Origin of the sequence: Paraburkholderia bryophila (assembly GCF_013409255.1) — a bacterium.
Lineage (GTDB): Bacteria > Pseudomonadota > Gammaproteobacteria > Burkholderiales > Burkholderiaceae > Paraburkholderia.
Genome location: NZ_JACCAS010000001.1, coordinates 3934880 through 3958839 on the forward strand (window position 1 = coordinate 3934880; position 23960 = coordinate 3958839).

At 63.0% G+C, this 23960-nt stretch carries 22 protein-coding genes; 20 read left to right on the top strand and 2 right to left on the bottom strand.

Going from position 1 to position 23960, the window contains the following annotated elements:
- Position 1: 1 nt before the first annotated feature.
- The 12 genes from aroA (at position 2) to cysM (ending at position 13007) form a co-directional block, all read left to right on the top strand.
- On the top strand, positions 2-1306 hold the full coding sequence (aroA, locus tag GGD40_RS17635) for a 3-phosphoshikimate 1-carboxyvinyltransferase (protein WP_179744394.1): 1305 nt from the start codon (positions 2-4) through the stop codon (positions 1304-1306).
- Between the two features lie 35 nt (positions 1307-1341).
- Positions 1342-2028 (top strand): (d)CMP kinase, encoded by a 687-nt coding sequence (gene cmk, locus GGD40_RS17640; RefSeq protein WP_179744395.1) that lies wholly within the window; start codon positions 1342-1344, stop codon positions 2026-2028.
- A 161-nt stretch (positions 2029-2189) separates the two neighbouring features.
- Complete coding sequence (gene rpsA, locus GGD40_RS17645; RefSeq protein WP_035547560.1) at positions 2190-3923, top strand: 30S ribosomal protein S1; 1734 nt, start codon at positions 2190-2192, stop codon at positions 3921-3923.
- 21 nt (positions 3924-3944) lie between these two features.
- Positions 3945-4268, top strand: coding sequence for an integration host factor subunit beta (locus GGD40_RS17650; protein ID WP_007180889.1), 324 nt, complete (start codon positions 3945-3947; stop codon positions 4266-4268).
- Positions 4269-4424: 156 nt separating this feature from the next.
- The gene (locus tag GGD40_RS17655; RefSeq protein ID WP_179707906.1) at positions 4425-5927 is read left to right on the top strand and encodes an IS1182 family transposase; all 1503 of its coding nucleotides are present in this window, start codon (positions 4425-4427) and stop codon (positions 5925-5927) included.
- Positions 5928-6217: 290 nt separating this feature from the next.
- Positions 6218-6511 carry a LapA family protein gene (locus tag GGD40_RS17660; protein ID WP_179744396.1) on the top strand — a complete coding sequence of 98 codons (294 nt, stop codon included), beginning with the start codon at positions 6218-6220 and terminating at the stop codon, positions 6509-6511.
- A gap of 69 nt (positions 6512-6580) precedes the next feature.
- Positions 6581-7756 carry a lipopolysaccharide assembly protein LapB gene (lapB, locus tag GGD40_RS17665; RefSeq protein ID WP_179703453.1) on the top strand — a complete coding sequence of 392 codons (1176 nt, stop codon included), beginning with the start codon at positions 6581-6583 and terminating at the stop codon, positions 7754-7756.
- Positions 7757-7912: 156 nt separating this feature from the next.
- Complete coding sequence (locus GGD40_RS17670; RefSeq protein WP_179744397.1) at positions 7913-9316, top strand: UDP-glucose dehydrogenase family protein; 1404 nt, start codon at positions 7913-7915, stop codon at positions 9314-9316.
- Positions 9282-10289 carry a D-glycero-beta-D-manno-heptose-7-phosphate kinase gene (gene rfaE1, locus GGD40_RS17675; RefSeq protein ID WP_257030423.1) on the top strand — a complete coding sequence of 336 codons (1008 nt, stop codon included), beginning with the start codon at positions 9282-9284 and terminating at the stop codon, positions 10287-10289. Before GGD40_RS17670 ends, rfaE1 begins: the two co-directional genes overlap by 35 nt.
- A gap of 94 nt (positions 10290-10383) precedes the next feature.
- Positions 10384-11376: an ADP-glyceromanno-heptose 6-epimerase gene (gene rfaD / locus GGD40_RS17680; RefSeq protein ID WP_179744398.1), complete on the top strand. Its 993-nt coding sequence runs from the start codon at positions 10384-10386 to the stop codon at positions 11374-11376.
- 77 nt (positions 11377-11453) lie between these two features.
- The gene (locus GGD40_RS17685; RefSeq protein ID WP_111929718.1) at positions 11454-11819 is read left to right on the top strand and encodes a ComEA family DNA-binding protein; all 366 of its coding nucleotides are present in this window, start codon (positions 11454-11456) and stop codon (positions 11817-11819) included.
- A 285-nt stretch (positions 11820-12104) separates the two neighbouring features.
- On the top strand, positions 12105-13007 hold the full coding sequence (cysM, locus tag GGD40_RS17690; RefSeq protein WP_179744399.1) for a cysteine synthase CysM: 903 nt from the start codon (positions 12105-12107) through the stop codon (positions 13005-13007).
- 121 nt (positions 13008-13128) lie between these two features.
- Here cysM and mltB read toward each other — a convergent pair whose 3' ends face one another.
- Positions 13129-14277: a lytic murein transglycosylase B gene (gene mltB, locus GGD40_RS17695; RefSeq protein WP_179703456.1), complete on the bottom strand. Its 1149-nt coding sequence runs from the start codon at positions 14275-14277 to the stop codon at positions 13129-13131.
- A 283-nt stretch (positions 14278-14560) separates the two neighbouring features.
- Between mltB and GGD40_RS17700 the strand changes: the two genes are divergently transcribed.
- Positions 14561-15484 carry a histone deacetylase family protein gene (locus GGD40_RS17700; protein WP_179744400.1) on the top strand — a complete coding sequence of 308 codons (924 nt, stop codon included), beginning with the start codon at positions 14561-14563 and terminating at the stop codon, positions 15482-15484.
- A gap of 101 nt (positions 15485-15585) precedes the next feature.
- On the top strand, positions 15586-16389 hold the full coding sequence (locus GGD40_RS17705; protein WP_179744401.1) for an enoyl-CoA hydratase: 804 nt from the start codon (positions 15586-15588) through the stop codon (positions 16387-16389).
- 20 nt (positions 16390-16409) lie between these two features.
- On the opposite strand, the gene GGD40_RS17710 is transcribed toward GGD40_RS17705, so the two are convergent.
- Positions 16410-17315: an alpha/beta hydrolase gene (locus tag GGD40_RS17710; protein ID WP_179744402.1), complete on the bottom strand. Its 906-nt coding sequence runs from the start codon at positions 17313-17315 to the stop codon at positions 16410-16412.
- Positions 17316-17556: 241 nt separating this feature from the next.
- On the opposite strand from GGD40_RS17710, the gene GGD40_RS17715 reads away from it, so the two are divergent.
- The 6 genes from GGD40_RS17715 to GGD40_RS17740 all read left to right on the top strand — a co-directional run bounded on the left by GGD40_RS17715 (position 17557) and on the right by GGD40_RS17740 (position 23908).
- Complete coding sequence (locus tag GGD40_RS17715) at positions 17557-18591, top strand: methionine ABC transporter ATP-binding protein (RefSeq protein WP_179744403.1); 1035 nt, start codon at positions 17557-17559, stop codon at positions 18589-18591.
- Positions 18581-19234: a methionine ABC transporter permease gene (locus GGD40_RS17720; RefSeq protein ID WP_035547534.1), complete on the top strand. Its 654-nt coding sequence runs from the start codon at positions 18581-18583 to the stop codon at positions 19232-19234. Before GGD40_RS17715 ends, GGD40_RS17720 begins: the two co-directional genes overlap by 11 nt.
- Before the next feature lie 32 nt (positions 19235-19266).
- Entirely contained in the window at positions 19267-20064 is a 798-nt protein-coding gene (locus tag GGD40_RS17725; RefSeq protein ID WP_179744404.1) for a MetQ/NlpA family ABC transporter substrate-binding protein, read from the top strand.
- A gap of 251 nt (positions 20065-20315) precedes the next feature.
- Positions 20316-21065, top strand: a complete 750-nt coding sequence (locus GGD40_RS17730) for an electron transfer flavoprotein subunit beta/FixA family protein (RefSeq protein ID WP_179744405.1) — start codon at positions 20316-20318, stop codon at positions 21063-21065.
- A gap of 13 nt (positions 21066-21078) precedes the next feature.
- A complete protein-coding gene (locus tag GGD40_RS17735) occupies positions 21079-22014 on the top strand; it encodes an electron transfer flavoprotein subunit alpha/FixB family protein (protein ID WP_179744406.1) in 936 nt (311 codons plus the stop codon).
- 103 nt (positions 22015-22117) lie between these two features.
- Positions 22118-23908, top strand: coding sequence for an acyl-CoA dehydrogenase (locus GGD40_RS17740; protein ID WP_179744407.1), 1791 nt, complete (start codon positions 22118-22120; stop codon positions 23906-23908).
- Positions 23909-23960 lie beyond the last annotated feature (52 nt).

Sequence of the window (23960 nt, forward strand, 5' to 3'; positions counted from 1 at the left end):
CATGGAATTCCTCGACCTCGGACCTTTTTCCCGTGCGTCCGGCACGATTCGTCTGCCTGGCTCGAAGAGCATTTCGAATCGGGTGCTGCTGCTGGCGGCGCTTGCCGAAGGCGAAACGACGATCACCAATCTGCTCGACTCCGACGACACCCGCGTGATGCTCGACGCGCTCGAAAAGCTCGGCGTGCGTCTGAAGCGCGACGGCGACACCTGCGTCGTGACCGGCACGCGCGGCGCGTTCACGGCGCGCACGGCGGATCTGTTTCTCGGTAACGCGGGCACGGCGGTGCGTCCGCTGACCGCGGCGCTGGCGGTGAACGGCGGCGACTATCGCATTCACGGCGTGCCGCGTATGCATGAGCGGCCGATCGGCGATCTGGTCGACGGCTTGCGTCAGATCGGCGCGCGCGTCGATTACGAAGAGAACGAAGGCTATCCGCCGCTGCGCATTCGCCCGGCGCAGATTTCCGCCGAGGCGCCGATCCGCGTGCGCGGCGACGTGTCGAGCCAGTTCCTCACGTCACTGCTGATGACGCTGCCGCTGCTGCGCACCGAAAGCGGCGTGAGCACCGTGCAGGTGGACGGCGAACTGATCTCGAAGCCGTACATCGAGATCACGATCAAGCTGATGGAGCGCTTCGGCATCAAGGTCGAGCGTCATGGCTGGCATCAGTTCGTCGTGCCGGCAGGGCAGCGGTATCAGTCGCCGGGCACGATGATGGTGGAAGGCGATGCGTCGTCGGCGTCGTATTTCCTCGCGGCCGGCGCGCTCGGCGGCGGGCCGCTGAAAGTGGAAGGCGTGGGCCGCGCGAGCATTCAGGGCGACGTCGGCTTTGCCGACGCGCTGATCCGCATGGGCGCGAACCTGCAAATGGGCGACGACTGGATCGAAGTGCGCGGCGTTGGTCACGACAGCGGCAAGCTCGAGCCGATCGATATGGACTGCAATCTGATCCCCGACGCGGCCATGACGATCGCCGTCGCCGCGCTGTTCGCGGACGGCGCGACCACACTGCGCAATATCGCCAGCTGGCGCGTGAAGGAAACCGACCGGCTCGCCGCGATGGCGACCGAACTGCGCAAGGTCGGCGCCAAGGTGCAGGAGGGCGAGGACTATCTCGTCATCGAGCCGCCCGAAAAGCTGATTCCGAATGCCGCGATCGACACTTACGACGATCACCGCATGGCCATGTGCTTTTCGCTGGTGAGCCTCGGCGGCGTGCCGATCCGGATCAACGACCCGAAGTGCGTCGGCAAGACATTTCCCGATTATTTCGAGCGCTTTACCGCGCTTGCTCAACCCTGATTCGCCCCCGAATCGCCTGACGTGCGACTTTTTAGATGAAACCGACCCGTCCCTTTCACCAGACGCCCGTCATTACGATCGACGGCCCGAGTGCCTCCGGCAAAGGCACCGTGGCCGCGCTGGTTGCCGCGAGCCTCGGCTTTCACCTGCTGGATAGCGGCGCGCTGTACCGGCTCGCCGCATTGGCGAGCTGCCGCTACAACGTCGCGGCCGATGACGCCGACGCCTTGGTCAAACTGATCGACGAGCTGCACATCACGTTTCGCGAGGGACTGGCGCAACTCGACGGCGTGGATGTGTCCGCCGACATTCGTGCCGAGGAAGTCGGCAGCCGGGCCTCGGCGATCGCCGTGCATGCTCCCGTGCGAGCCGCGCTGGTGGCTCGTCAGCGGGCGTTTCGCAAGGAACCTGGGCTAGTGGCCGACGGCCGGGATATGGGCACGGTGATCTTCCAGGATGCCGTGCTGAAGGTGTTCATGACCGCCAGTGTCGAGGCCCGCGCGGCCCGCCGGCATAAGCAATTGATCCAAAAAGGTTTTTCTGCTAATATAGATGACTTGCTCCGGGATTTGCGTGAGCGCGACGAGCGTGACAGTCAACGCACGGCCGCGCCGCTCAAGCCCGCAGCGGATGCAAAGCTGCTTGATACCTCGGCATTGTCGATCGACCAAGCGGTTGAGCACGTGGTGCAGTGGTATGAAGCTTTAGTCCCGCACGCCTGATAGAACTGCGAGTTGTGTCGGCGTCGGGCGCAGTAGAAAGTCCGTTGTCAGTAGCTGCTTCACGACCGTTGTGAAGCGTTGTATTAACCCCTTAACCCCGCGTGGCATTCGCACTTTTTTACCGATGCTGACCATCCGGCCAGCCGGGCACCGCGAGAACCATGCAAATTTTGATTTTTATGTCCGACCTGCAAACCTCTACCCCGAATACCGAATCTTTTGCGGCTCTGTTCGAAGAGTCGTTGACCAAGCAAGACATGCGCGCCGGCGAAGTGATTTCCGCCGAAGTCGTGCGTGTTGACCACAACTTCGTGGTCGTCAATGCTGGTCTCAAGTCCGAAGCCTACATCCCGCTCGAAGAGTTCCTGAACGACGCGGGCGAGGTAGAAGTGCAGGCGGGCGACTTCGTTTCCGTCGCGATCGACGCGCTGGAAAACGGCTACGGCGACACGATCCTGTCGCGCGACAAGGCGAAGCGTCTGGCTTCGTGGCTGTCGCTGGAAAAGGCTCTCGACAACAACGAACTCGTGACCGGCACGATCACGGGCAAGGTCAAGGGCGGCATGACCGTCATGGTCAACGGCATCCGCGCGTTCCTGCCGGGTTCGCTGGTCGACACGCGTCCGGTCAAGGACACGACCCCGTACGAAGGCAAGACGCTGGAATTCCGCGTCATCAAGCTGGACCGCAAGCGTAACAACGTGGTGCTGTCGCGCCGCGCTGTGATCGAAGCGACCCAAGGCGAAGAGCGCGCAAAGCTGCTCGAAACGCTGAAGGAAGGCGCGATCGTGGAAGGCGTGGTGAAGAACATCACGGACTACGGCGCATTCGTGGACCTCGGCGGTATCGACGGCCTGCTGCACATCACCGACATCGCATGGCGTCGTGTGCGTCACCCGAGCGAAGTGCTGTCGGTTGGCCAGGAAGTCACCGCGAAGATCCTCAAGTTCGACCAAGAGAAGAACCGCGTTTCGCTGGGCATCAAGCAACTGGGCGACGATCCGTGGGAAGGCATCTCGCGCCGTTACCCGTCGGGCACGCGCCTGTTCGGTAAAGTCACCAACATCACCGACTACGGCGCATTCGTCGAAGTCGAATCGGGCATCGAAGGCTTGGTTCACGTGTCGGAAATGGACTGGACGAACAAGAACGTTGCACCGTCGAAGGTTGTGCAGCTGGGCGACGAAGTCGAAGTCATGGTTCTGGAAATCGACGAAGACCGCCGCCGTATCAGCCTCGGCATGAAGCAATGCAAGCCGAACCCGTGGGACGACTTCAGCCGCAACTTCAAGAAGGGCGACAAGCTGCAAGGCGCAATCAAGTCGATCACCGACTTCGGCGTCTTCATCGGTCTGCCGGGCGGCATCGACGGTCTGGTTCACCTGTCGGACCTGTCGTGGAGCGAAACGGGCGAAGAAGCAGTTCGCAAGTACAAGAAGGGCGATGAAGTGGAAGCGATCGTTCTCGGCATCGACGTCGAGAAGGAACGCATTTCGCTGGGCATCAAGCAGCTCGAAGGCGACCCGTTCAGCAACTTCGTTGCAATGAACGACAAGGGTTCGACCGTCGACGGCGTGGTCAAGACGGTAGACGCGAAGGGTGCAGTGGTTCAGCTGTCGATGGAAGTCGAAGGCTACCTGCGTGCTTCGGAAATCGCCCAAGACCGCGTGGAAGATGCTCGCAACGTGCTGAAGGAAGGCGACAAGGTCAACGCGATGATCATCAACATCGATCGCAAGTCGCGTGGTATCAACCTGTCGATCAAGGCCAAGGATTCGGCTGAGCAACAGGAAGCGATCCGCGGCCTGGCTTCGTCGGACTCGAGCACGGCTGCTACCGGCACGACGAACCTCGGCGCGCTGCTGAAGGCCAAGCTCGACGGCCAGAACCAGTAAGCCTGAGAGGTCTGCTGCAGTATGACCAAATCGGAATTGGTCGCCCAGCTGGCTACGCGATTTCCACAGCTTGTTCTTAAAGATGCGGATTTCGCGGTGAAGACGATGCTTGATGCGATGTCGGAGGCACTTGCCAATGGTCATCGCATCGAAATTCGTGGCTTCGGCAGCTTCGGCCTCAACCGTCGTCCCTCCCGCGTCGGGCGTAATCCGAAGTCGGGCGAGAAAGTGTTGGTACCTGAGAAGTACGTACCGCACTTCAAGCCAGGCAAGGAGTTGCGCGAACGGGTAGATCGTCGCGCGGGCGAGCCGCTGAAGGCCGAAGAGCCGGATGACGACCTGTAAATGTTCCGCTGTGTGGTTTGCAGCGTGGCATGGGTAATGTCAGCGGCCAAAGCCAGTCGGCAAAAGACCAGAAAAAGCGCCTTCGGGCGCTTCAGACTGCTGACAAAGTACCCCCAAAGCCTGGCCTTGCGTCGGGCTTTGTCGTTTAATTGGGGCATGCTGAAGACACCGACGCCCATGCAGCACGAACTCGAGATGGTGACGCTCGAGGAACTCGTGCCGAAGGACCACCTGCTGCGCCAGATCGACGCGGCGGTGGATTTCGAATTCATCCGTGAGAAGGTGGCGCACCTGTATTGCGCGGACAACGGGCGCCCAGCGCTCGATCCGGTGGTGATGTTCAAATTGCTGTTCATCGGCTACCTGTTCGGGGTACGCAGTGAGCGCCAGCTCATGCGCGAGGTGCAGGTCAACGTGGCCTACCGGTGGTTTGCACGCTTTCGGCTCACGGACCGGGTGCCTGACGCCTCGACGTTCTCGCAGAACCGGCGACGGCGCTTCACCGACACGACGGTCTACCAGGAGATCTTCGACGCAATCGTGCAGCAGGCGATCGGGCGCGGCATGGTCGAGGGACGGGTGCTCTACACCGACAGCACCCACCTGAAGGCGAACGCCAACAAGCGCAAGTTTGATCTGGTGCAGCTCGAACAGGCGCCTTCGGCTTATCTGGCGGCGCTGGACGCTGCGGTCGATGCGGACCGGGCAGCGCACGATAAGAAGCCGCTGCGGCGCGACGAACGCAAAGGCCCCGACGACGATGAGGGCTCGAGGTCGGCTGCCACACCGGAGCGCAAGGAAACGAAGGTCAGCCGCACCGACCCGGACAGCGGCTACATGGTGCGCGACGACAAGCCCACGGGCTTCTTCTACCTGGATCACCGCACGGTCGATGCGCGCTATTCAATCGTCACCGACACGCATGTGACACCCGCCTCGGTGCACGACAGCCAGCCGTATCTGGCGCGGCTGGACCGGCAGCGCGAACGCTTTGGCTTCCAGGTGCAGGCGGTGGGGCTGGATGCGGGCTACTTCACGCCGGCAATCTGCCAGGGGCTGGAGGATCGCGGCATTGAGGGCGTGATGGGCTACCGCACGCCGAATCACAAGCCCGGGTTCTTCTACAAACGCGAGTTCAGATACAGCCGGTATCGCGAGGAATACACGTGCCCACGCGGGCAGGTACTGCGCTACAGCACGACAAACCGCGCGGGCTATCAGGAGTTCAGGTCCGATCCGTCGCGCTGCGGCACCTGTGAGGCGCGCGGCCAATGCACGACGAGCGCAAACCATGTGAAGGTGGTCATCCGGCACGTATGGGAGCGCGCGAAGGAGCGCGTCGATGCGCGTCGCCTGACCGACTGGGGCAAGGCGATCTACAAACGGCGCAAGGAAACGGTGGAGCGCAGCTTCGCGGATGCCAAGCAGCTGCATGGGCATCGCTACGCGAGGATGCGCGGGCTGCGCAAGGTGGCCGAGCAGTGCCTGCTCGGCGCTGCGGCGCAGAACATCAAGAAGATCGCGCTGCTGGTGGCACGCCTGCGGGCGTGTTTATGCGTGCGCCAGCGGCCCGGCAATCGCCTGCAGTGGCTCATCGCTGCACTTCTGGCCCGTTTCAACCGCCACGTCGTGCTTCACTGCCAGATTTGCTTTGCCTGAAAAACAAAACCCCACGCTCCGAAAAACGTGGGGTTGGTCAGCAGTCTGAAGCGCCTTCGGGCGCTTTTTTTTCGCCTGTACTTTTCGAGTGGATTTATCGAGGTGTGGCTCAGTGTGGTCGCCGTCTCGACTCAACGTGAATCTCTCGCCGCCAGCCCGCTTTCAGCCAGTTCCTGCCCAGCCGCGAGGGCTTCAATTACAATACGGGTCACTTCGGCGCGGGCAACACCGTGGCGCGACGCGTCATCAAGCCGGCGTCACCCCGCAACTGCCGTCAAGAGACCTTATTCATGAAATTTATCGTCTGGCTGATCCGTGTACTGGTGTTCGTGCTGCTGCTGGTGCTGGCGCTCTCCAATACGCAAACTGCTACGCTGAATTTCCTCGCGGGCTACGCATGGTCGGCGCCGTTGATCCTGATCGGCCTCGCGTTCTTCGTGGTGGGGCTGCTGGCCGGGCTGGTGTCGTCAACGCCGGCAATGGTGCGCCTGCGCATGGAAAACGGCCGGCTCAAGCGAGAGTTGCGCGTCGCGCGCGAAACCCCCGTGGTGGTCGAACAGCCGCCCATGCCGCCGCTGATCTGACATTTCCTCAGCCGCGCGTCGTTAGCGCGGCTTTCCGTTTCCGCTTTCCCGCTCATTTGCATCAATCGCATGGATCTAGACTTCTGGTGGCTGCTGGTCATACCCGTCGCATTCGCGTTCGGTTGGATGGCCGCGCGCTACGACCTCAAGACGCTGCTGTCCGAAAGCGCCAACCTGCCGCGTTCGTATTTCCGTGGACTGAATTTCCTGCTCAACGAGCAACCGGACCAGGCGATCGATGCGTTCATCGAAGTGGTCAAGCTCGACCCGGAAACGATCGAGTTGCACTTCGCGCTGGGCAATCTGTTCCGGCGCCGTGGTGAAACGGACCGCGCGATCCGCGTGCATCAGAACCTGTTGAGTCGCGCCGATCTGCCCGTCACTGAACGCGATCACGCGCTTTACGAGCTGGGGCAGGACTTCCTGAAAGCCGGCCTGCTCGACCGCGCGGAGGAAACTTTCCGTTCGCTCGAAACCGGCGACTACGCGCTCGGCGCGCAACGCGCGCTGCTGACCATCTACGAAATCGAGAAGGACTGGGTCAAGTCGATCGACACCGCTCGCCATCTCGAAACGATGGGCGCCGAATCGCTCGACAAGGAAATCGCGCAGTTCCATTGCGAACTCGCGCAGGAAGCGCTGCAACAGAAAAACCCGGACGAAGCACGCCGTCAACTCGGCTACGCGCTGAAGGCGAACCCGACCAACGTGCGCGCCACGATCCTGTTCGGCGACGTCGACGCGGCCGGCGGCGCGCAGGAAGCCGCCATCGCGCAGTGGCGGCGCGTCGAGGAACAGAATGCGGCGTATCTGCCGCTCGTCGCGGAAAAGCTGATGAAATCCTATGAGGCGCTCGGCCGCCCGCAGGACGGCGCGGATCTGCTGACCACCTGGGTCGACCGCTATCCGACCAACGACCTGCTCGACGTCGCCTATCAGCACGTCGCGTCGCTGCGTGGACCCGACGCGGCGCACGCGCTCGCGCGCTCGCAGATGCAGAAGTCGCCGAATCTGGCGGGCATGACGCGCCTGCTCGAAGCGCAGGAAGCCCTCGCGGAAGAGCCACGGCGCAGTGAGCTGGAGCTGATGCGCACGCTGATCCGCCAGCGCACCAAAAATCTGCCACGGTATACGTGCCAGAATTGCGGTTTCAGGGCGCGGCTTTTCTACTGGCAGTGCCCGGGTTGCAGCGGTTGGGAAACCTATGCGCCGCGTCGCGTCGAACCGATCACCGCGTCGAACTGACGCCATGGCGGCCGCGTCGGCCATTAATCGGACCGCCGCGCGCGCGCCGCATCACGCGCCAGGCGACGGCGCCCGCGCAGGCGGATATCGCAGCAACGTGTTCATGACCGGCTTTACCGCCGGGAATCATCACCGGAACCCTCTACCGGAAAGCGTATGAAAATCACCATTATCGGCACGGGCTATGTGGGCCTCGTCACCGGCGCGTGCCTCGCCGAAATCGGCCACGACGTGTTCTGTCTCGACGTCGATCCGCGCAAGATCGAGATCCTCAACAACGGCGGCGTGCCGATTCACGAGCCGGGCCTGCTGGAGATCATCAACCGCACGCGCGCGGCGCGTCGCATCACGTTTTCGACCGATATCGAAGCGAGCGTGGCGCACGGCGAGGTGCAGTTCATCGCCGTCGGCACGCCGCCCGACGAAGACGGCTCGGCTGACCTGCAATACGTTCTCGAAGCAGCCCGCAACATTGGCCGCACAATGACCGGCTTCAAGGTGATCGTCGACAAATCGACGGTGCCCGTCGGCACCGCGCAGCGCGTGCGTGCCGTGGTCGAAGAAGAGCTGGCCAAACGGGGGCTCGCCGGTAGCGAACAGCACTGCTTTTCGGTGGTGTCGAATCCCGAGTTCCTGAAAGAAGGCGCGGCGGTCGACGACTTCATGCGGCCCGATCGCATCGTGCTCGGCCATGACGAAGACGAATCCGGCATGCGCGCCCGCGAACTGATGAAGCGCCTGTACGCCCCGTTCAACCGCAATCACGAACGCACGCTGTACATGGACGTGCGCTCGGCCGAATTCACCAAATACGCGGCCAACGCCATGCTCGCCACGCGCATCTCGTTCATGAACGAGATGTCGAATCTGGCGGACCGTGTCGGCGCCGATATCGAAGCGGTGCGTCGCGGCATCGGTTCGGATCCGCGGATCGGCTATCACTTCCTGTATGCCGGTTGCGGCTACGGCGGCTCGTGCTTCCCGAAGGACGTGCAGGCGCTGATCCGCACGGCGAGCGAAAGCGGCCATCCGCTGCGCATTCTCGAAGCGGTCGAAGACGTGAACAACAACCAGAAAGACGTGCTGGTGAACAAGATCGCCGCGAAGCTCGGTAACGATCTGAGCGGCCGCACGTTCGCCGTCTGGGGCCTCGCGTTCAAGCCGAATACCGACGACATGCGCGAAGCGCCGAGCCGTCGCGTGATCGCCGAACTGCTGGCGCGTGGTGCGCAGGTGCGCGCGTACGATCCGGTTGCGGTGGCCGAAGCGCGCCGCGTTTTCGCGCTCGATCTGCACGACGCGCCGGAGCAGTTCGCGCGTCTGACCTTCACCGGCACGCAGGACGAAACGCTCACCGGCGCGGACGCGCTCGTGATCGTCACCGAATGGAAGGAATTCAAGAGCCCGGATTTCCTGCATCTGAAATCCGTGCTGAAGTTGCCGCTGATTTTCGACGGCCGCAACCTGTACGAACCGGACGCGATGACCGAGATCGGTATCGACTATCACTCGATTGGACGCCCTTATGCCCAACCCTCTGAACTTCCGGCCGATGTCTGAGACCTTGCCTGGTGCCGCGGCGTCCACGCCGGCGCCGGCGCTCATCGTGGTGCCGCGCCAGCAACTCGCCGCCGCGCGCGTACTGGTGGTCGGTGACGTGATGCTCGACCGCTACTGGTTCGGCGACGTGAACCGCATTTCGCCGGAAGCCCCAGTGCCGGTCGTGCACGTGCAACGCCAGGAAGACCGTCTGGGCGGCGCGGCGAACGTCGCGCGCAATGCGGTTGCGCTCGGTGCACAGGCTGGCCTGCTGTGCGTGGTCGGTCATGACGAACCCGGCGAGCGGATCGTGCAATTGCTCGGCGAAAGCGGCGTGACGCCGCATCTCGAACGCGATCCGGCGTTGCTCACCACGATCAAGCTGCGCGTGCTGTCGCGCCAGCAGCAGTTGCTGCGCGTCGACTTCGAGAATTCGCCGGCGCATGAGGTGCTGCTCGCGGGCCTCGCGCGCTTCGACGAGCTGCTGCCGTCGCACGACGTGATCCTGATGTCCGATTACGCGAAGGGCGGCCTGACCCACGTCACGCAGATGATCGCCAAGGCGCACGCGGCAGGCAAGGCGGTGCTGGTCGATCCGAAAGGCGACGACTGGGAACGCTATCGCGGCGCCACGCTGATCACGCCGAATCGCGCCGAGTTGCGTGAAGTGGTTGGCCAGTGGAAATCCGAAGAAGATCTGATCGCGCGCGTTACGAAATTGCGCGCCGATCTGCAGTTCAAGGCGCTGCTGCTGACGCGTTCGGAAGAGGGCATGACGCTCTTCTCCGACGACGGCATCCTGCACGCGTCGGCGGTTGCACGCGAAGTGTATGATGTCTCGGGCGCCGGCGACACCGTGATCGCGACGCTCGCCGCCATGCTGGGCGCGGGTCTCACGCTGGTCGACGCGGTTGGTCTCGCGAATCGCGCGGCCGGCATCGTGGTCGGCAAACTCGGCACGGCCACCGTCAACTACGACGAACTCTTTCATTGACCCAGGCCCGGCGGATCTCTCGTCGCGCGCGCATTGACGGCGCGGCACAGGGACTCGCGGGGCGTCGGCTGAAACTCATTACCGCAGGATCATCATGACCGTCATCGTCACCGGCGCGGCCGGCTTTATCGGCAGCAATCTCGTGAAGGCGCTCAACGAGCGCGGCGAACAACGCATCATCGCCGTGGATAACCTCACGCGCGCCGACAAGTTCAAGAACCTGGTCGACTGCGAAATCGACGACTACCTCGACAAAACCGAATTCGTCGAACGCTTCAGGCGCGGCGACTTCGGCAAGGTACGCGCGATTTTCCACGAAGGCGCCTGCTCGGACACGATGGAAACCGACGGCCGCTACATGATGGACAACAACTTCCGCTACAGCCGCGAGGTGCTCGACGTCTGCCTCGCGCAGAACATCCAGTTCCTGTACGCGTCGTCGGCGGCTACGTACGGCGGCTCGAGCCGTTTCGTCGAAGAGCGCGAAGTCGAGCAGCCGCTGAACGTGTACGGCTATTCGAAGTTCCTGTTCGACCAGGTGATCCGCCGCGTGCTGCCCACCGCGAAGAGCCAGATTGCCGGCTTCCGTTACTTCAACGTCTACGGGCCGCGCGAAACGCATAAGGCGCGCATGGCGTCGGTGGCGTTTCACAACTTCAACCAGTTCCGCGCCGAAAGCAAGGTCAAGCTGTTCGGCGAATACAACGGCTACGCCGCGGGCGAGCAGACGCGCGATTTCGTCTCGATCGAAGACGTGGTGAAGGTCAACCTGTTCTTCTTCGATAATCCGGACAAGTCGGGCATCTTCAATCTGGGTAGCGGTCGCGCGCAACCGTTCAACGACATCGCGAGCACCGTGGTCAACACGCTGCGCGGGCTGAACAATGAACCGGCGTTGTCGCTCGCGGATCAGGTGCAGCGCGGGCTGATCGAATACATTCCGTTCCCCGACGCGCTGCGCGGCAAGTATCAGTGCTTCACGCAGGCCGACCAGACCAGGCTGCGCGCGGCCGGCTACGACGCACCGTTCCTGAGCGTGCAGGAAGGTGTCGATCGCTACGTCCATTGGCTATTCGGCCAGGTTTAATTAGTCCGGACACCTCTGTAAAGTGGAATCTCCCGGTGGGTGACGGTCGCCAACCGGATGTACGAGGGAGATTCCATATGTTTCGAAAAATTCTGGTTACCGCGGCGATGCTCGCCGCTTTCGGCCACGCGTATGCGGCGGTCGACGTCAACACGGCTAACGAAGACGCGCTGCGCGGCATCAAGGGCATCGGTCCTGCCAAAGCGAAAGCCATTCTTGAAGAGCGCACAGCGCATGGTCCGTTCAAGGACCCGGCGGATCTCGGCAAGCGCGTCAAAGGCATGGGCGGGCATACCGTCGAGCGCCTGCAGGCGGAGGGTCTCGCTGTCGGACCGGCTGGCGCGGCTGCTAACGCGCAAGCTGCGGCGTCTGCATCGACCAAGGGCGCGGCCGCTCCGGCCAATGCACCCAAAGCCAACACCACCGTGGCGGTAAAGAAATAGCCCGGCGCGAGCCGCGTCCGTGGCGTGCGTCGTCACGCGCGCGGCTCGCTCGTGTCGTACCCCTTCATGTCCCCGGAGTTGTTCAGCACACTCCTTCAGCTGTCATGCAGATGACTGGCTCCCGCGGTACTCCGCCGCGGGCTTTTTGCGTGGTTTGCTACATGCGCGCTGAATGATGCGCGCGCCTGCATCCATGCGGCTAGAAGGGCCGCACGGCAGCCGCGGGCACGGTGGTTTAGAATCGATAGATTGAAGACTCCCCGCAGCGACGGCACCAGAAACGATATGGCTTACAAAACGATTGAAGACACGATCGGCAACACGCCGCTCGTGCAGCTTGTCCGGCTTCCTGACGACGAGATCCGCAGCCGCAATAACGTGATCCTTGCGAAGCTCGAGGGCAACAATCCCGCGGGGTCGGTGAAGGATCGTCCGGCTTTGTCGATGATCAAGAAGGCGGAAGCGCGCGGTCGCATCAAACCGGGCGACACGCTGATCGAATCGACCAGCGGCAACACTGGCATCGCGCTCGCCATGACGGCCGCGATCCGCGGCTACAAGATGGTGCTGATCATGCCGGAAGATCTGTCGATCGAGCGCCGTCAGAGCATGGCCGCGTACGGTGCGCAGATCATTCTGACGCCGGTCACCGGCGGCATGGAATACGCCCGCGATCTCGCCGAGCAGATGCAGCGCGAAGGCAAGGGCATCATCCTCGACCAGTTCGCGAATCCGGATAATCCGGCGGCGCACGTCGAAGGCACGGGTCCGGAAATCTGGCGCGATACCGAAGGGCGCATTACGCACTTCGTGTCGTCCATGGGCACGACCGGCACGATCATGGGCGTGTCCGCGTATCTGAAGCAACAGAATCAGGCGATCGAGATCGTCGGTGCGCAGCCCGAAGAGGGCTCGCGTATTCCGGGCATCCGCAAGTGGCCGGAAGCGTATCTGCCGAAGATTTTCGATCGCAGCCGCGTGGATCGCGTCGAGAACGTGAGCCAGGCCGCGGCTGAAGCGATGGTGCGTCGTATGGCGGCGGTGGAAGGCATCTTTGCCGGTATCTCGTCGGGCGGCGCGTGCGAAGTGGCGCTGCGCGTGGCGCGTCAGGTCGAGAACGCGACGATCGTGTTCATTGTCTGCGATCGCGGCGACCGGTATCTGTCGACGGGTGTGTTTCCCGCCTGAGTACGCGGCATCGCTTGAACGAATGCAAAAGCGCCGGTTCTTTCAAAAAGGACCGGCGCTTTTTTATGCTCGTGCGATACGTCGTCGCGAACCGCTAGTCGGCTCGCGTGCCGGTAGCGGATTACTGCGAAGCCGCCACGGGCGGCGTTGCGTTCTTGACGGCGCTTGCCGCGTCGCTCGCTTCCATCTGCGCCTTGACGCGCTGGCCCAACTGATAAACCGCGAGCGCATAAAAGAAGCTGCGGTTATAGCGCGTCAGCACGTAGAAGTTCTTCAGGCCGAGCATGTACTCGGTGCCGCGTCCCGGCGACGGCAGGTCCACCACCGTGACCGGCGTACCGGCTTCCGCAGCGACGTCGACGTCCGGTTCGTTGAGCAGCAGGCCGGCGCGCAGCAACTGGTCGAGCGGCCAATGCGGTTCCGGCTTGCCGTCGGCGGCGGCTTGTGCGACGCCCAGGCTGCCGGCGTCCGTGCCGATCTTCCACACCACCGGCCGGCCGTTTTCCCAGCCGTTCTGACGCAGATAGTTCGCCACGCTGCCGATCGCATCCGCCTGGTTGGTGCGCAGGTCGATCTGCTTGTTGCCGTCGTAGCTCACCGCGTACTGAACGATGCTGCTCGGCAGAAACTGCGGAATACCGATCGCGCCGGTGTACGAGCCGAGCACCGTGGTCGGGTCGATCTGCGAATCGCGGGTCCATACCAGGTAGTCTTCGAGATTCTTGCGGAAGGTCGCCTGGCGATCCGCGCGATTGGCAGTGCTCGGGTAGTCGAAGCTGAGCGTGGTCAGCGCGTCGAGCACGCGGAAGTTACCCATGAAGCGACCGTAAATCGTCTCCACGCCGATAATGCCGACGACCACCTCCGGCGGCACGCCGAACTCCTCGTACGCGCGTTGCAGCGTGGCCTGGTTGGCGCGCCAGAAGCGCACGCCGGCGTTGATGCGGATCTGGTCGAGAAAGCGCGACTGATAGACGCGCCAGTTCTTGATGGACGGCGAGGGCGACGGCGTCACCAGCTTGACCGCGGTCGCCGAATAGCTCACGTGCGAAAACAGCGCGTGCAATGCGTCGGGGTCGAAGTCGTAACGCGCGACCATGTCGTTGATGAACGTGTCCACCGCGGCATTGTTGGCGTAGCGCTGCGGGACGATTTCTTCTTCGAAGGTTTGTCCTTGCGGCACGGCGGGCTGCGGTTGGCTTTGCGCGATCTGCACCGGCGCTTTCTTGCCGGCGCTTTGCGCCTGCGCCGGATGAGTTGCCATGAACATGCACGATACGACGGATAGTGCGGCGACTACGGTTTTGGTGCGTAGCCGGTTTCGTGCAGACAGAGCAAGCTTGACGGTCATAGTGAGCTGAAGGCGCGATGCGCAAGAGACAGGGGAAAACGGTTCGGGGCAGTATACCCGACGCCTTCTGCAAAACTGTGGTGGATACGTCGTACCCGCGTCGTGTGGTAACTTGATAAATGTTGGCGCGCCGAGGGCGCGCGCCCTGGATGGAGACACGCCGCGCGCGCATCGAAAAGCTGCCGCGCCGCAGAAGAAAATCATGGCAACAGGTTTTTATTCCCACGCCGACTGTCTGCTGCACGATATGGGGCAATGGCATCCCGAATGCCCCGCGCGTCTGCAGGCGATCGAAGATCAAATGATCGCGAGCCGCATCGACTCGCTGATCGAGCGCGAGTCGCCGCCGCTCGCGGACGAAGCCGCGCTGCTGCGCGTGCATACGCAAGCTCACGTCGACTACATTCGCGATCGTTCGCCCGCCGAAGGTCTCGCCGAGATCGACCCCGATACGTCGATGAACCCGCACACATGGCAGGCCGCGTTGCGCGCGGCGGGCGCGGCGGTGGCCGCGACGGATGCGGTGATCGAAGGCCGTTTCGACAACGCGTTCTGCAGCGTGCGCCCGCCGGGCCACCATGCGGAGCCGGCGCGCGCGATGGGCTTCTGCTTCTTCAACAACGTCGCGATCGCCGCGCGTCATGCGCTCGAGGTGCATGGCCTGGAGCGCGTCGCGATTATCGATTTCGACGTGCATCACGGCAACGGCACCGAAGCGGCTTTTTCGGGCGACTCGCGCGTGTTGATGTGCAGCATCTTCCAGCATCCGTTCTATCCGTTCAGCGGCGCGGACAACCAGGCGTCCAACATGTGCAACGTGCCGATGGCGGCACGCTCGAAAGGCATGGAAGTGCGCGAGGTGGTGGACATGATGTGGCTGCCGCGTCTGCATGAATTCAAGCCGGAGATGATCTTCATCTCCGCGGGTTTCGACGCGCATCGCGAGGACGATCTCGGCAACATGGGGCTCGTCGAGGACGACTACGCGTGGATCACCGAGCAGATGCGCGAGATCGCGAAGCGTTATGCGCGTGGGCGCATCGTCAGTTGTCTTGAGGGCGGTTATAACCTGTCCGCGCTCGGGCGCAGCGTGGTGGCGCATGTGCGTGCGCTGGCTGGGATCTGAGGCGCAAAGCCGCAGAACCGCAGAACCGCCAGGCGGCAGGTTGCCGCCAACGCGCCGTGCGATCAACGCGCGGCTTACGTGAATTCAACCAGGACCAAGCCATGAACGCCGACGTGCGCAACGCCTCACTAGTCGACATCGAACACGGCGCGTATGGCGTGCCGGGCGTCGTGCAGGTGACGATGAACCGGCCCGACGCGTTCAACGCGCTGTCCGAAGCCTTGCTCGACGCGTTGCAGACGGCGCTCGCCGACATCGCGCAGTCGTCGGCGGCACGCGTGGTCGTGATCGCGGGTGCGGGTCGCGCATTCTGCGCGGGCCACGATCTGAAGGAGATGCGCGCGGCGCCGTCGTTGGCGTACTACCAGGCGCTGTTCGCCCGCTGCACGAAACTGATGATGACGATTCAGCGCATGCCGCAACCGGTGATCGCGCGGGTACAGGGCATTGCCACGGCGGCGGGTTGTCAACTGGTCGCGATGTGCGATCTCGCGGTCGCGGCCGAGACGGCGCGCTTCGCGGTGTCGGGCGTGAATCTGGGGCTGTTCTGCGCGACGCCGTCGGTGCCGCTGTCGCGCAACCTGTCGCGCAAGGCCGCGCTGGAGATGCTGCTGACCGGCGATTTCATCGATGCCGCCGAAGCGAAGCAGCAGGGGTTGGTGAACCGCGTAGCGCCGGCAGAGGCGTTAGACGCGGAAATCGCGCGGCTCGCCACGAGCATCTGCGCGAAACCGGTTGAAGCGGTGAGCGCGGGCAAGGGGCTTTTTTATCGTCAGCTTGAGATGGGCATTGAAGCGGCGTATCAGCTCGCCGGCCAGACGATGGCCTGCAACATGATGGATGACTCGGCGCTCGAAGGCGTGCAGGCGTTCATCGAGAAGCGGCCGCCGGACTGGAAGGGCTAGGCGCGTCCAGCCGCTTTCGCTCAACCTCTCACCACCACCCGTTTCTCGATCCACTCGATCAACGCCCCAATCACCCGATCGCGATCCAGGTCGTTCATCGTCTCGTGATAGCTGCCTTCGTGCAGCGTGAGCGTCTTATCCGGCGAACCCGCGAACTGACCGAATGCGCGACTGCCGTCGGGTTCCGTGAGCTTATCGGCGGTGCCGTGATACACCAGCAGCGGTACGCGCAAACCCGCGCGGTCATTTTCGATCCGCGCCATCGCCAGCAACAACTCAGCGCCGGTGCGCGCTGGAATCGCGCCGTGATGCACGAGCGGATCGTTGCGATTGGCCTTCACCACCGGTTCGAGGCGCGACAGCAACGCGGCGTCGATTTTCATTGCGGGAAAGCTCGGCCATAAACGGCTGATCACCTGGCTCAGCTTGAGCATCCAGCGTGGCACGTCACGGCCGGGCGCAAGCGCCGGACTCGACAGAATCAGCCCGTTCAACCGCCGGCCGGTCGCGCCGAGCCGCTCGATCGTGTACAGCGCGGCGACCGCGCCACCCATGCTGTGTCCCATCAGAAAGAGCGGTGCGCAACTTTGCGCCGCCGCGTCGAGTAACGCCTGCGCGTCGAGCAGATAGTCGTCGAAGCGGTTCACGTAAGCGCGCTTGCCCGGCGCTTCGCCGTGACCGCGCAGATCGATCGCGACCAGTTCGATGCCGGCCGCATTCAACCGCGCAGCCAGCGCGGCATAACGCCCGGCGTGCTCAGCGAGACCGTGCAGCAGCGCCACCGTCGCGCGCAATGGCGCGGTCGCCGGCCAGCGGTAGAGCGGCAACGTTAAGCCGTCGGCGGTCGTGACCGACCCGCGTTGAGCCGTGCCATTCGTCCGCGTGCCCTCGATGGGCCGCACCTTGCTGTTTTGGGATGTCTCCATGGCCGCTGTCTTATCCTGATTTTGTTCCGCCCGATCATAGTCGCTGCCACGCGACACACGCGAGCATCCCGTACCGGGCAGGCCTCTAATGCTCTCAGGTTATAAAAAGCGCGTAATTGATTATTAAAGGGAATGACGGCGCTGCGGTAGAATTGCCGCCTCAAATCCCAATAAAAGCAACGGCGGCCGCTTGTCCGGAGCACACAACGCTCGCAGACAACCTCCGCCGTTTCGTTTTTCCATGATCGAAATACGCAATATCTCCCAGCGCTTCGCCGGACCCCGGGGCTGGGTCGAGGCGCTGCACAACGTCAACCTGTCGATTCCGGCGGGTGAAGTGTTCGGCATCATCGGCCGCAGCGGCGCGGGCAAGAGCACGCTCGTGCGCACCCTCAATCTGCTGACGCGCCCGTCCGAGGGCAATATCGTCGTCAACGGTCGCGATCTGACCACGCTGCCCGCGGCGCAACTGCGCGAGGCGCGCCGCGAGATCGGCATGATCTTCCAGCACTTCAACCTGCTGTCGTCGCGCACCGTGTACGAGAACGTCGCGCTGCCGCTCGAACTCGCCGGTATGAAGCGCGCCGAAATCGAAGCGAACGTGCTGCCGCTGCTCGAGCTGGTCGGCCTGTCGGCGCAAAAAGACCGCTATCCGTCGCAAATCAGCGGCGGCCAGAAGCAGCGCGTCGGTATTGCGCGTGCGCTGGCGAGCAAGCCGAAAGTGCTGCTCTCCGACGAAGCGACCTCCGCGCTCGATCCCGAAACCACCCGCGCGATTCTCGACCTGCTCAAACGCATCAATCGCGAACTGAACCTGACGATCGTGCTGATCACCCACCAGATGGACGTGATCAAGCAGGTCTGCGACCGCGTCGCGGTGCTGGACGCGGGCCGTGTGGTCGAAGAGGGCAAGGTGATCGACGTGTTCCTGCAACCGCATCACGAAGTCACGCGCGCGTTGATCGGCGACGTGATCGCGCAGGAATTGCCGCCCGCCATGAAAGCGCGCGTCGCCGAACGCCTGAAAACCGGCAGTGGCCATTTGCTGCGTCTGGCGTTCACCGGCTCGGGCGTCGACCAGCCGATCCTGTCGGAGACGATTCGCCGCTTCGAACTCGACTTCAACATCCTGCACGGCCAGATCGACGAGATCCAGGGGCAGACGTTCGGCTCGCTCGCGGTGCTCGCGGGCGGCGAACCGGTGAAGGTGGCGCAGGCGCTGACGTATCTGCGCGAACAGGGTGTGGTGGTGGAGGAGCTCTCGTATGTTGAGTGAAATGTTCGATATGTTCGTCCAGTCGTTCTGGGAAACGCTCGTGATGGTGGGTATTTCCGGACTGGTCGGCGCAGCGGTGGGCTTGCCGCTCGGCGTGTTGCTGTACCTGACCGATCGTCAGGGCGTGTTGCAGAACATCGCGGTGAATCGCGTGATGGGCGTGATCGTCAATGCGGTGCGTTCGACGCCGTTCATCATCCTGCTGGTCGCGGTGATTCCGTTCACGCGTCTGATCGTCGGGTCGTCGATCGGCACGATGGCCGCCGTGGTGCCGTTGACGATCGCCGCGGCGCCGTTCATCGCGCGTCTGGTGGAAACCGCGCTGCGCGAAGTCGACCGTGGGCTGATCGAAGCCGCGCAGGCCATGGGCGCGACCACGAGCCAGATCGTCTTCAAGGTGCTGTTGCCGGAATCGTTGCCGGGCGTGGTGGCCGGGCTGACGATCACGTTCGTGTCGCTGGTCGGCTATTCGGCGATGGCCGGCGCGATCGGCGGCGGCGGTCTCGGCGATCTGGGCATTCGTTACGGGTATCAGCGGTTTTTGCCGGAAGTGATGTTGACGGTCGTCGTGATCCTGATCGTCTTCGTGCAACTGGTGCAGTCGTTCGGGGATTGGCTCGTGCGTCGTTTGAGCCATAAATAACAACAGCGTCATCAGGTTTGGAAAGGTCCATCATGCAACGTCGTTTGGTTCTCAAGCTCGCCGCCCTGCTCGGCGCCGCGTCGCTGTTCGCCGCTAACGCGGCTCACGCCGAAGACTCGATCAAGGTCGGCGTCACCGGCGGTCCGCACGCGCAGATCATGGAAGTCGTGAAGACGGTCGCGGCAAAGAACGGTCTGAACATCAAGATCATCGAATTCGCCGACTACGTGCAGCCGAACGCCGCGCTCGCCGCCGGCGATCTGGACGCGAACAGCTACCAGCACGACCCGTACTTGCAGGCGCAGGTGAAGGACCGCGGCTACAAGCTGATCCGTATCGCCGATACGGTCACGTACCCGATGGGCATCTATTCGAAGAAAGTGAAGACGCTCGCCGAGTTGCCGCCGGGCGCGAAGATCGCCGTGCCGAACGATCCGACCAACGGCGGCAGGGCGCTGTTGCTGTTGCAGAAGCAAGGTCTGGTGAAGCTGCGCGCCGATGCCGGCCTGAAGGCGACGCCGCTCGACATCGTCGACAATCCGCGCAAGCTGAAGATCGTCGAACTCGACGCCGCGCAGATTCCGCGTTCGCTCAACGACGTGGACGCCGCCGCGATCAACACCAACTTCGCGATGGAAGCCGGCCTGAATCCCAAGAAGGACGCGATCGCCGCCGAAGACCCGAAGGGTCCGTACGTGAACATCATCGCGATCCGTGCGGAAGACAAGGACAAGCCGTGGGTCGCCAAGCTGGTCGCGGCGTACCATTCGCCGGAAGTGAAGCAGTTCGTGGCCACGAAATTCGGTGGGTCGGTGATCACCGCGTGGTGATCCGGCATCCCCCATACGCAGTAAGTCAAACGTAGTAAGACACGACGGCAATGCAAAATTAGAGTCGTAGATTGGGACCCGGGGTTGTCACCCGGGTTTTTTTGAGATTAAAATAGAACGATCGTTCGTTATTGCCGTCACGCCGCTGAGGAGCGATATCCTCCTGCTAGAGCGCCCGCGACAAGGCTGCCGTGAGGGCAGTCGCTATAATGTTGGCTGGGTTGACGTATTCGTAACTTTGGAGCGTGTGCATGAAAATCCTGGTGCCAGTGAAGAGAGTGGTCGATTACAACGTAAAAGTTCGAGTCAAATCGGACGGCACGGGTGTCGACATCGCGAACGTGAAGATGTCGATGAATCCGTTCGACGAAATCGCCGTTGAAGAAGCCGTGCGTCTGCGCGAAGCGGGCGTGGCGACGGAAGTGATCGCCGTGTCGTGCGGCGTGACGCAGTCGCAGGAAACGCTGCGTACGGCGCTGGCGATCGGCGCGGACCGCGCGATCCTGATCGAGTCGAGCGAAGAACTGCAGCCGCTGGCGGTCGCCAAGCTGCTGAAGGCGCTGGTCGACAAGGAACAGCCGCAGCTGGTCATCCTCGGCAAGCAGGCGATCGACGACGACTCGAACCAGACCGGCCAGATGCTGGCTGCGTTGGCTAATCTGCCGCAGGCAACGTTCGCGTCGAAGGTTGTGGTTGCCGACGGTAAGGCAACGGTGTCGCGTGAAGTGGATGGCGGCGCGGAAACGCTGTCGCTGACGCTGCCGGCCGTGATCACCACCGACCTGCGCCTGAATGAGCCGCGCTACGTGACGCTGCCGAACATCATGAAGGCGAAGAAAAAGCCGCTGGAAGTCGTCAAGCCGGAAGACCTCGGCGTCGACGTCACGCCGCGCCTGAAGACGCTGAAAGTCGTCGAGCCGCCCAAGCGTTCCGCTGGTGTGAAGGTGCCGGACGTGAAGACGCTGGTCGAGAAGCTGAAGACTGAAGCCAAGGTGCTGTGAGGAGACTGACGAAATGACGAATCTGGTTATTGCAGAACACGACGGCGCGTCGATCAAGGCGGCGACGCTGAATACGATCGCAGCCGCGCAGAAGATCGGCGGTGATATTCACGTGCTGGTGGCAGGTCACAACGCGCAAGCCGCAGCGGATGCGGCAGCGAAAATCGCTGGCGTGTCGAAAGTGTTGCTGGCCGACGCACCGCAACTTGAAGCCGGCCTTGCGGAAAACGTCGAAGCGACGGTGTTGAACATCGCGAAGAACTACACGCACATCCTGGCGCCCGCCACCGCCTACGGCAAGAACATCGCGCCGCGTATCGCCGCGAAGCTCGACGTCGCGCAGATCAGCGACATCACGGCAGTTGATTCGGCCGACACGTTCGAACGCCCGATCTACGCCGGCAACGCGATCGCCACGGTGCAATCGGCTGACCCGATCAAGGTCGTCACGGTGCGTTCGACCGGTTTCGATCCGGTCGCAGCCGAAGGCGGCAGCGCCGCAGTCGAGAAAATCGACGCAGCGGCAGACAGCGGCCTCTTGCAATTCGTCAGCCGTGAAGTGACGAAGCTGGACCGTCCGGAACTGACGTCGGCGAAGATCATCGTCTCGGGTGGCCGCGGTCTGGGCAACGGCGAGAACTACACGAAGGTACTCGAACCGCTGGCCGACAAGCTGAACGCGGCGCTCGGCGCCTCGCGCGCAGCGGTCGACGCGGGCTTCGTGCCGAACGACTATCAGGTCGGCCAGACCGGCAAGATCGTCGCACCGCAACTGTACGTGGCGGTCGGCATCTCGGGGGCGATCCAGCATCTGGCCGGCATGAAGGACTCGAAGGTCATCGTCGCGATCAACAAGGACCCGGAAGCGCCGATTTTCAGCGTCGCCGATTACGGTCTGGTGGGCGATCTGTTCACGGTCGTGCCGGAGCTCGTGAGCGAACTCGGCTAAACGCCGCAACGCCGTCTACAAGGCGTCTGGCAGCAACAGCGAAGGGCGCGGGACCGATCAAGTCCGGCGCCCTTTTTATATCGAAGACAGGAGGAGAACTGAAATGAGCTATACGGCGCCCATCAAGGACATGCTGTTCGTGATGAAAGAACTGGCCGGTCTCGACGAAATCGCGACGCTGCCGGGCTTCGAAGACGCTAACTTCGACACGGCCCAGGCCGTGCTCGACGAGTCGGCAAAGCTGTGCGGCGAAGTGCTGGCGCCGCTGAACGTCGAAGGCGATCGCAATCCGAGCAGCTGGAAAGACGGCGTGGTCACCGCGACGCCCGGCTTCAAGGAGGCGTTTCGCCAGTTCGGAGAAGGCGGCTGGCAAGGTTTGCAGCATCCGGTTGAATACGAAGGCCAAGGGCTGCCGAAGCTGATCGCCACGCCTTGCATCGAGATGCTCAATGCGTCGAATCTGTCGTTCGCGCTCTGCCCGCTGCTGACCGACGGCGCGATCGAAGCGCTGCTCACCGCCGGCACCGAAGCGCAAAAACAAACCTACGTGCCCAAGCTGATTTCCGGCGAATGGACCGGCACGATGAACCTGACCGAGCCGCAAGCCGGTTCCGACCTGGCGCTCGTGCGCACGCGCGCCGAGCCGCAGGGCGACGGCTCGTTCAAGGTGTTCGGCACGAAGATTTTCATCACGTGGGGCGAGCACGATATGGCGAAGAACATCGCCCATCTCGTGCTGGCGCGCACGCCGAATGCGCCGGAAGGCGTGAAGGGTATCTCGCTCTTTATCGTGCCGAAGTTTCTCGTCAATGAAGACGGTTCGCTCGGCGAGCGCAACGACGTGCATTGTGTGTCGATCGAACACAAGCTCGGCATCAAGGCGAGCCCGACCGCGGTGCTGCAATTCGGCGATCACGGCGGCGCGATCGGTCATCTGATCGGCGAAGAAAATCGCGGCCTCGAGTACATGTTCATCATGATGAACGCGGCGCGTTTCGCGGTCGGCATGCAGGGCGTGGGCGTGTCGGATCGCGCGTATCAGAAGGCGGTCGCGTATGCGAAAGATCGCGTGCAGAGCCGTCCGGTGGATGGCTCCGCGAAGCAGTCGGTCGCGATCATCCAGCATCCGGACGTGCGCCGCATGCTCGCGACGATGCGTGGCCTCACCGAAGCCTCGCGCGCGCTGGCTTATGTGGCGGCGGGGCATTGCGACATCGCGCATCGTCATCCTGACGAAGCGACGCGCGCCGAGCATCAGGCAATCTACGAATTCCTCGTGCCGATCGTGAAGGGCTGGAGCACGGAGCTTTCCATCGACGTGACGAGCCTCGGCGTGCAGGTGCACGGCGGCATGGGCTTCATCGAGGAAACCGGTGCGGCACAGTACTACCGCGACGCGCGCATTCTGCCGATCTACGAAGGTACGACCGCGATTCAGGCGAATGACCTGATTGGCCGCAAGACGCTGCGCGATGGCGGCAAGGTCGCGAAGTCGCTGCTCGCCGACGTGGCGCAGACGCTTGAAGCGCTGGGTGCGCAGCAAGGCCCAGCGTTCGACTCGATGAAGAAATATCTGGCCCAAGGTCATGACGCGTTGAGCTCGGCGGTGGACTATGTGCTGGCGAATACCAAGGCCGATCCGAACGCGGTGTTTGCCGGCAGCGTGCCGTATCTGAAGCTGGCGGGCGTCGTACTCGGCGGCTGGCAGATGGCGCGTGCGTTGCTGGTGGCCACTCAGAAGCGCGACGAAGATCCGGCGTTCTACGGCGCGAAGATCGCGACCGCGCAGTTCTATGCGGAGCATGTGTTGCCGCTGGCGTCGGCGTTCGAGGCGTCGATCGTTAGCGCTAAGGGTGGCGAGAGCGTGCTGGCTTTGTCGGAAGATCAGTTCTGACGTGGCTCGACCGCGTAACGCGTCGGCATGAAAAAAAGCGCCCCGCAGGGCG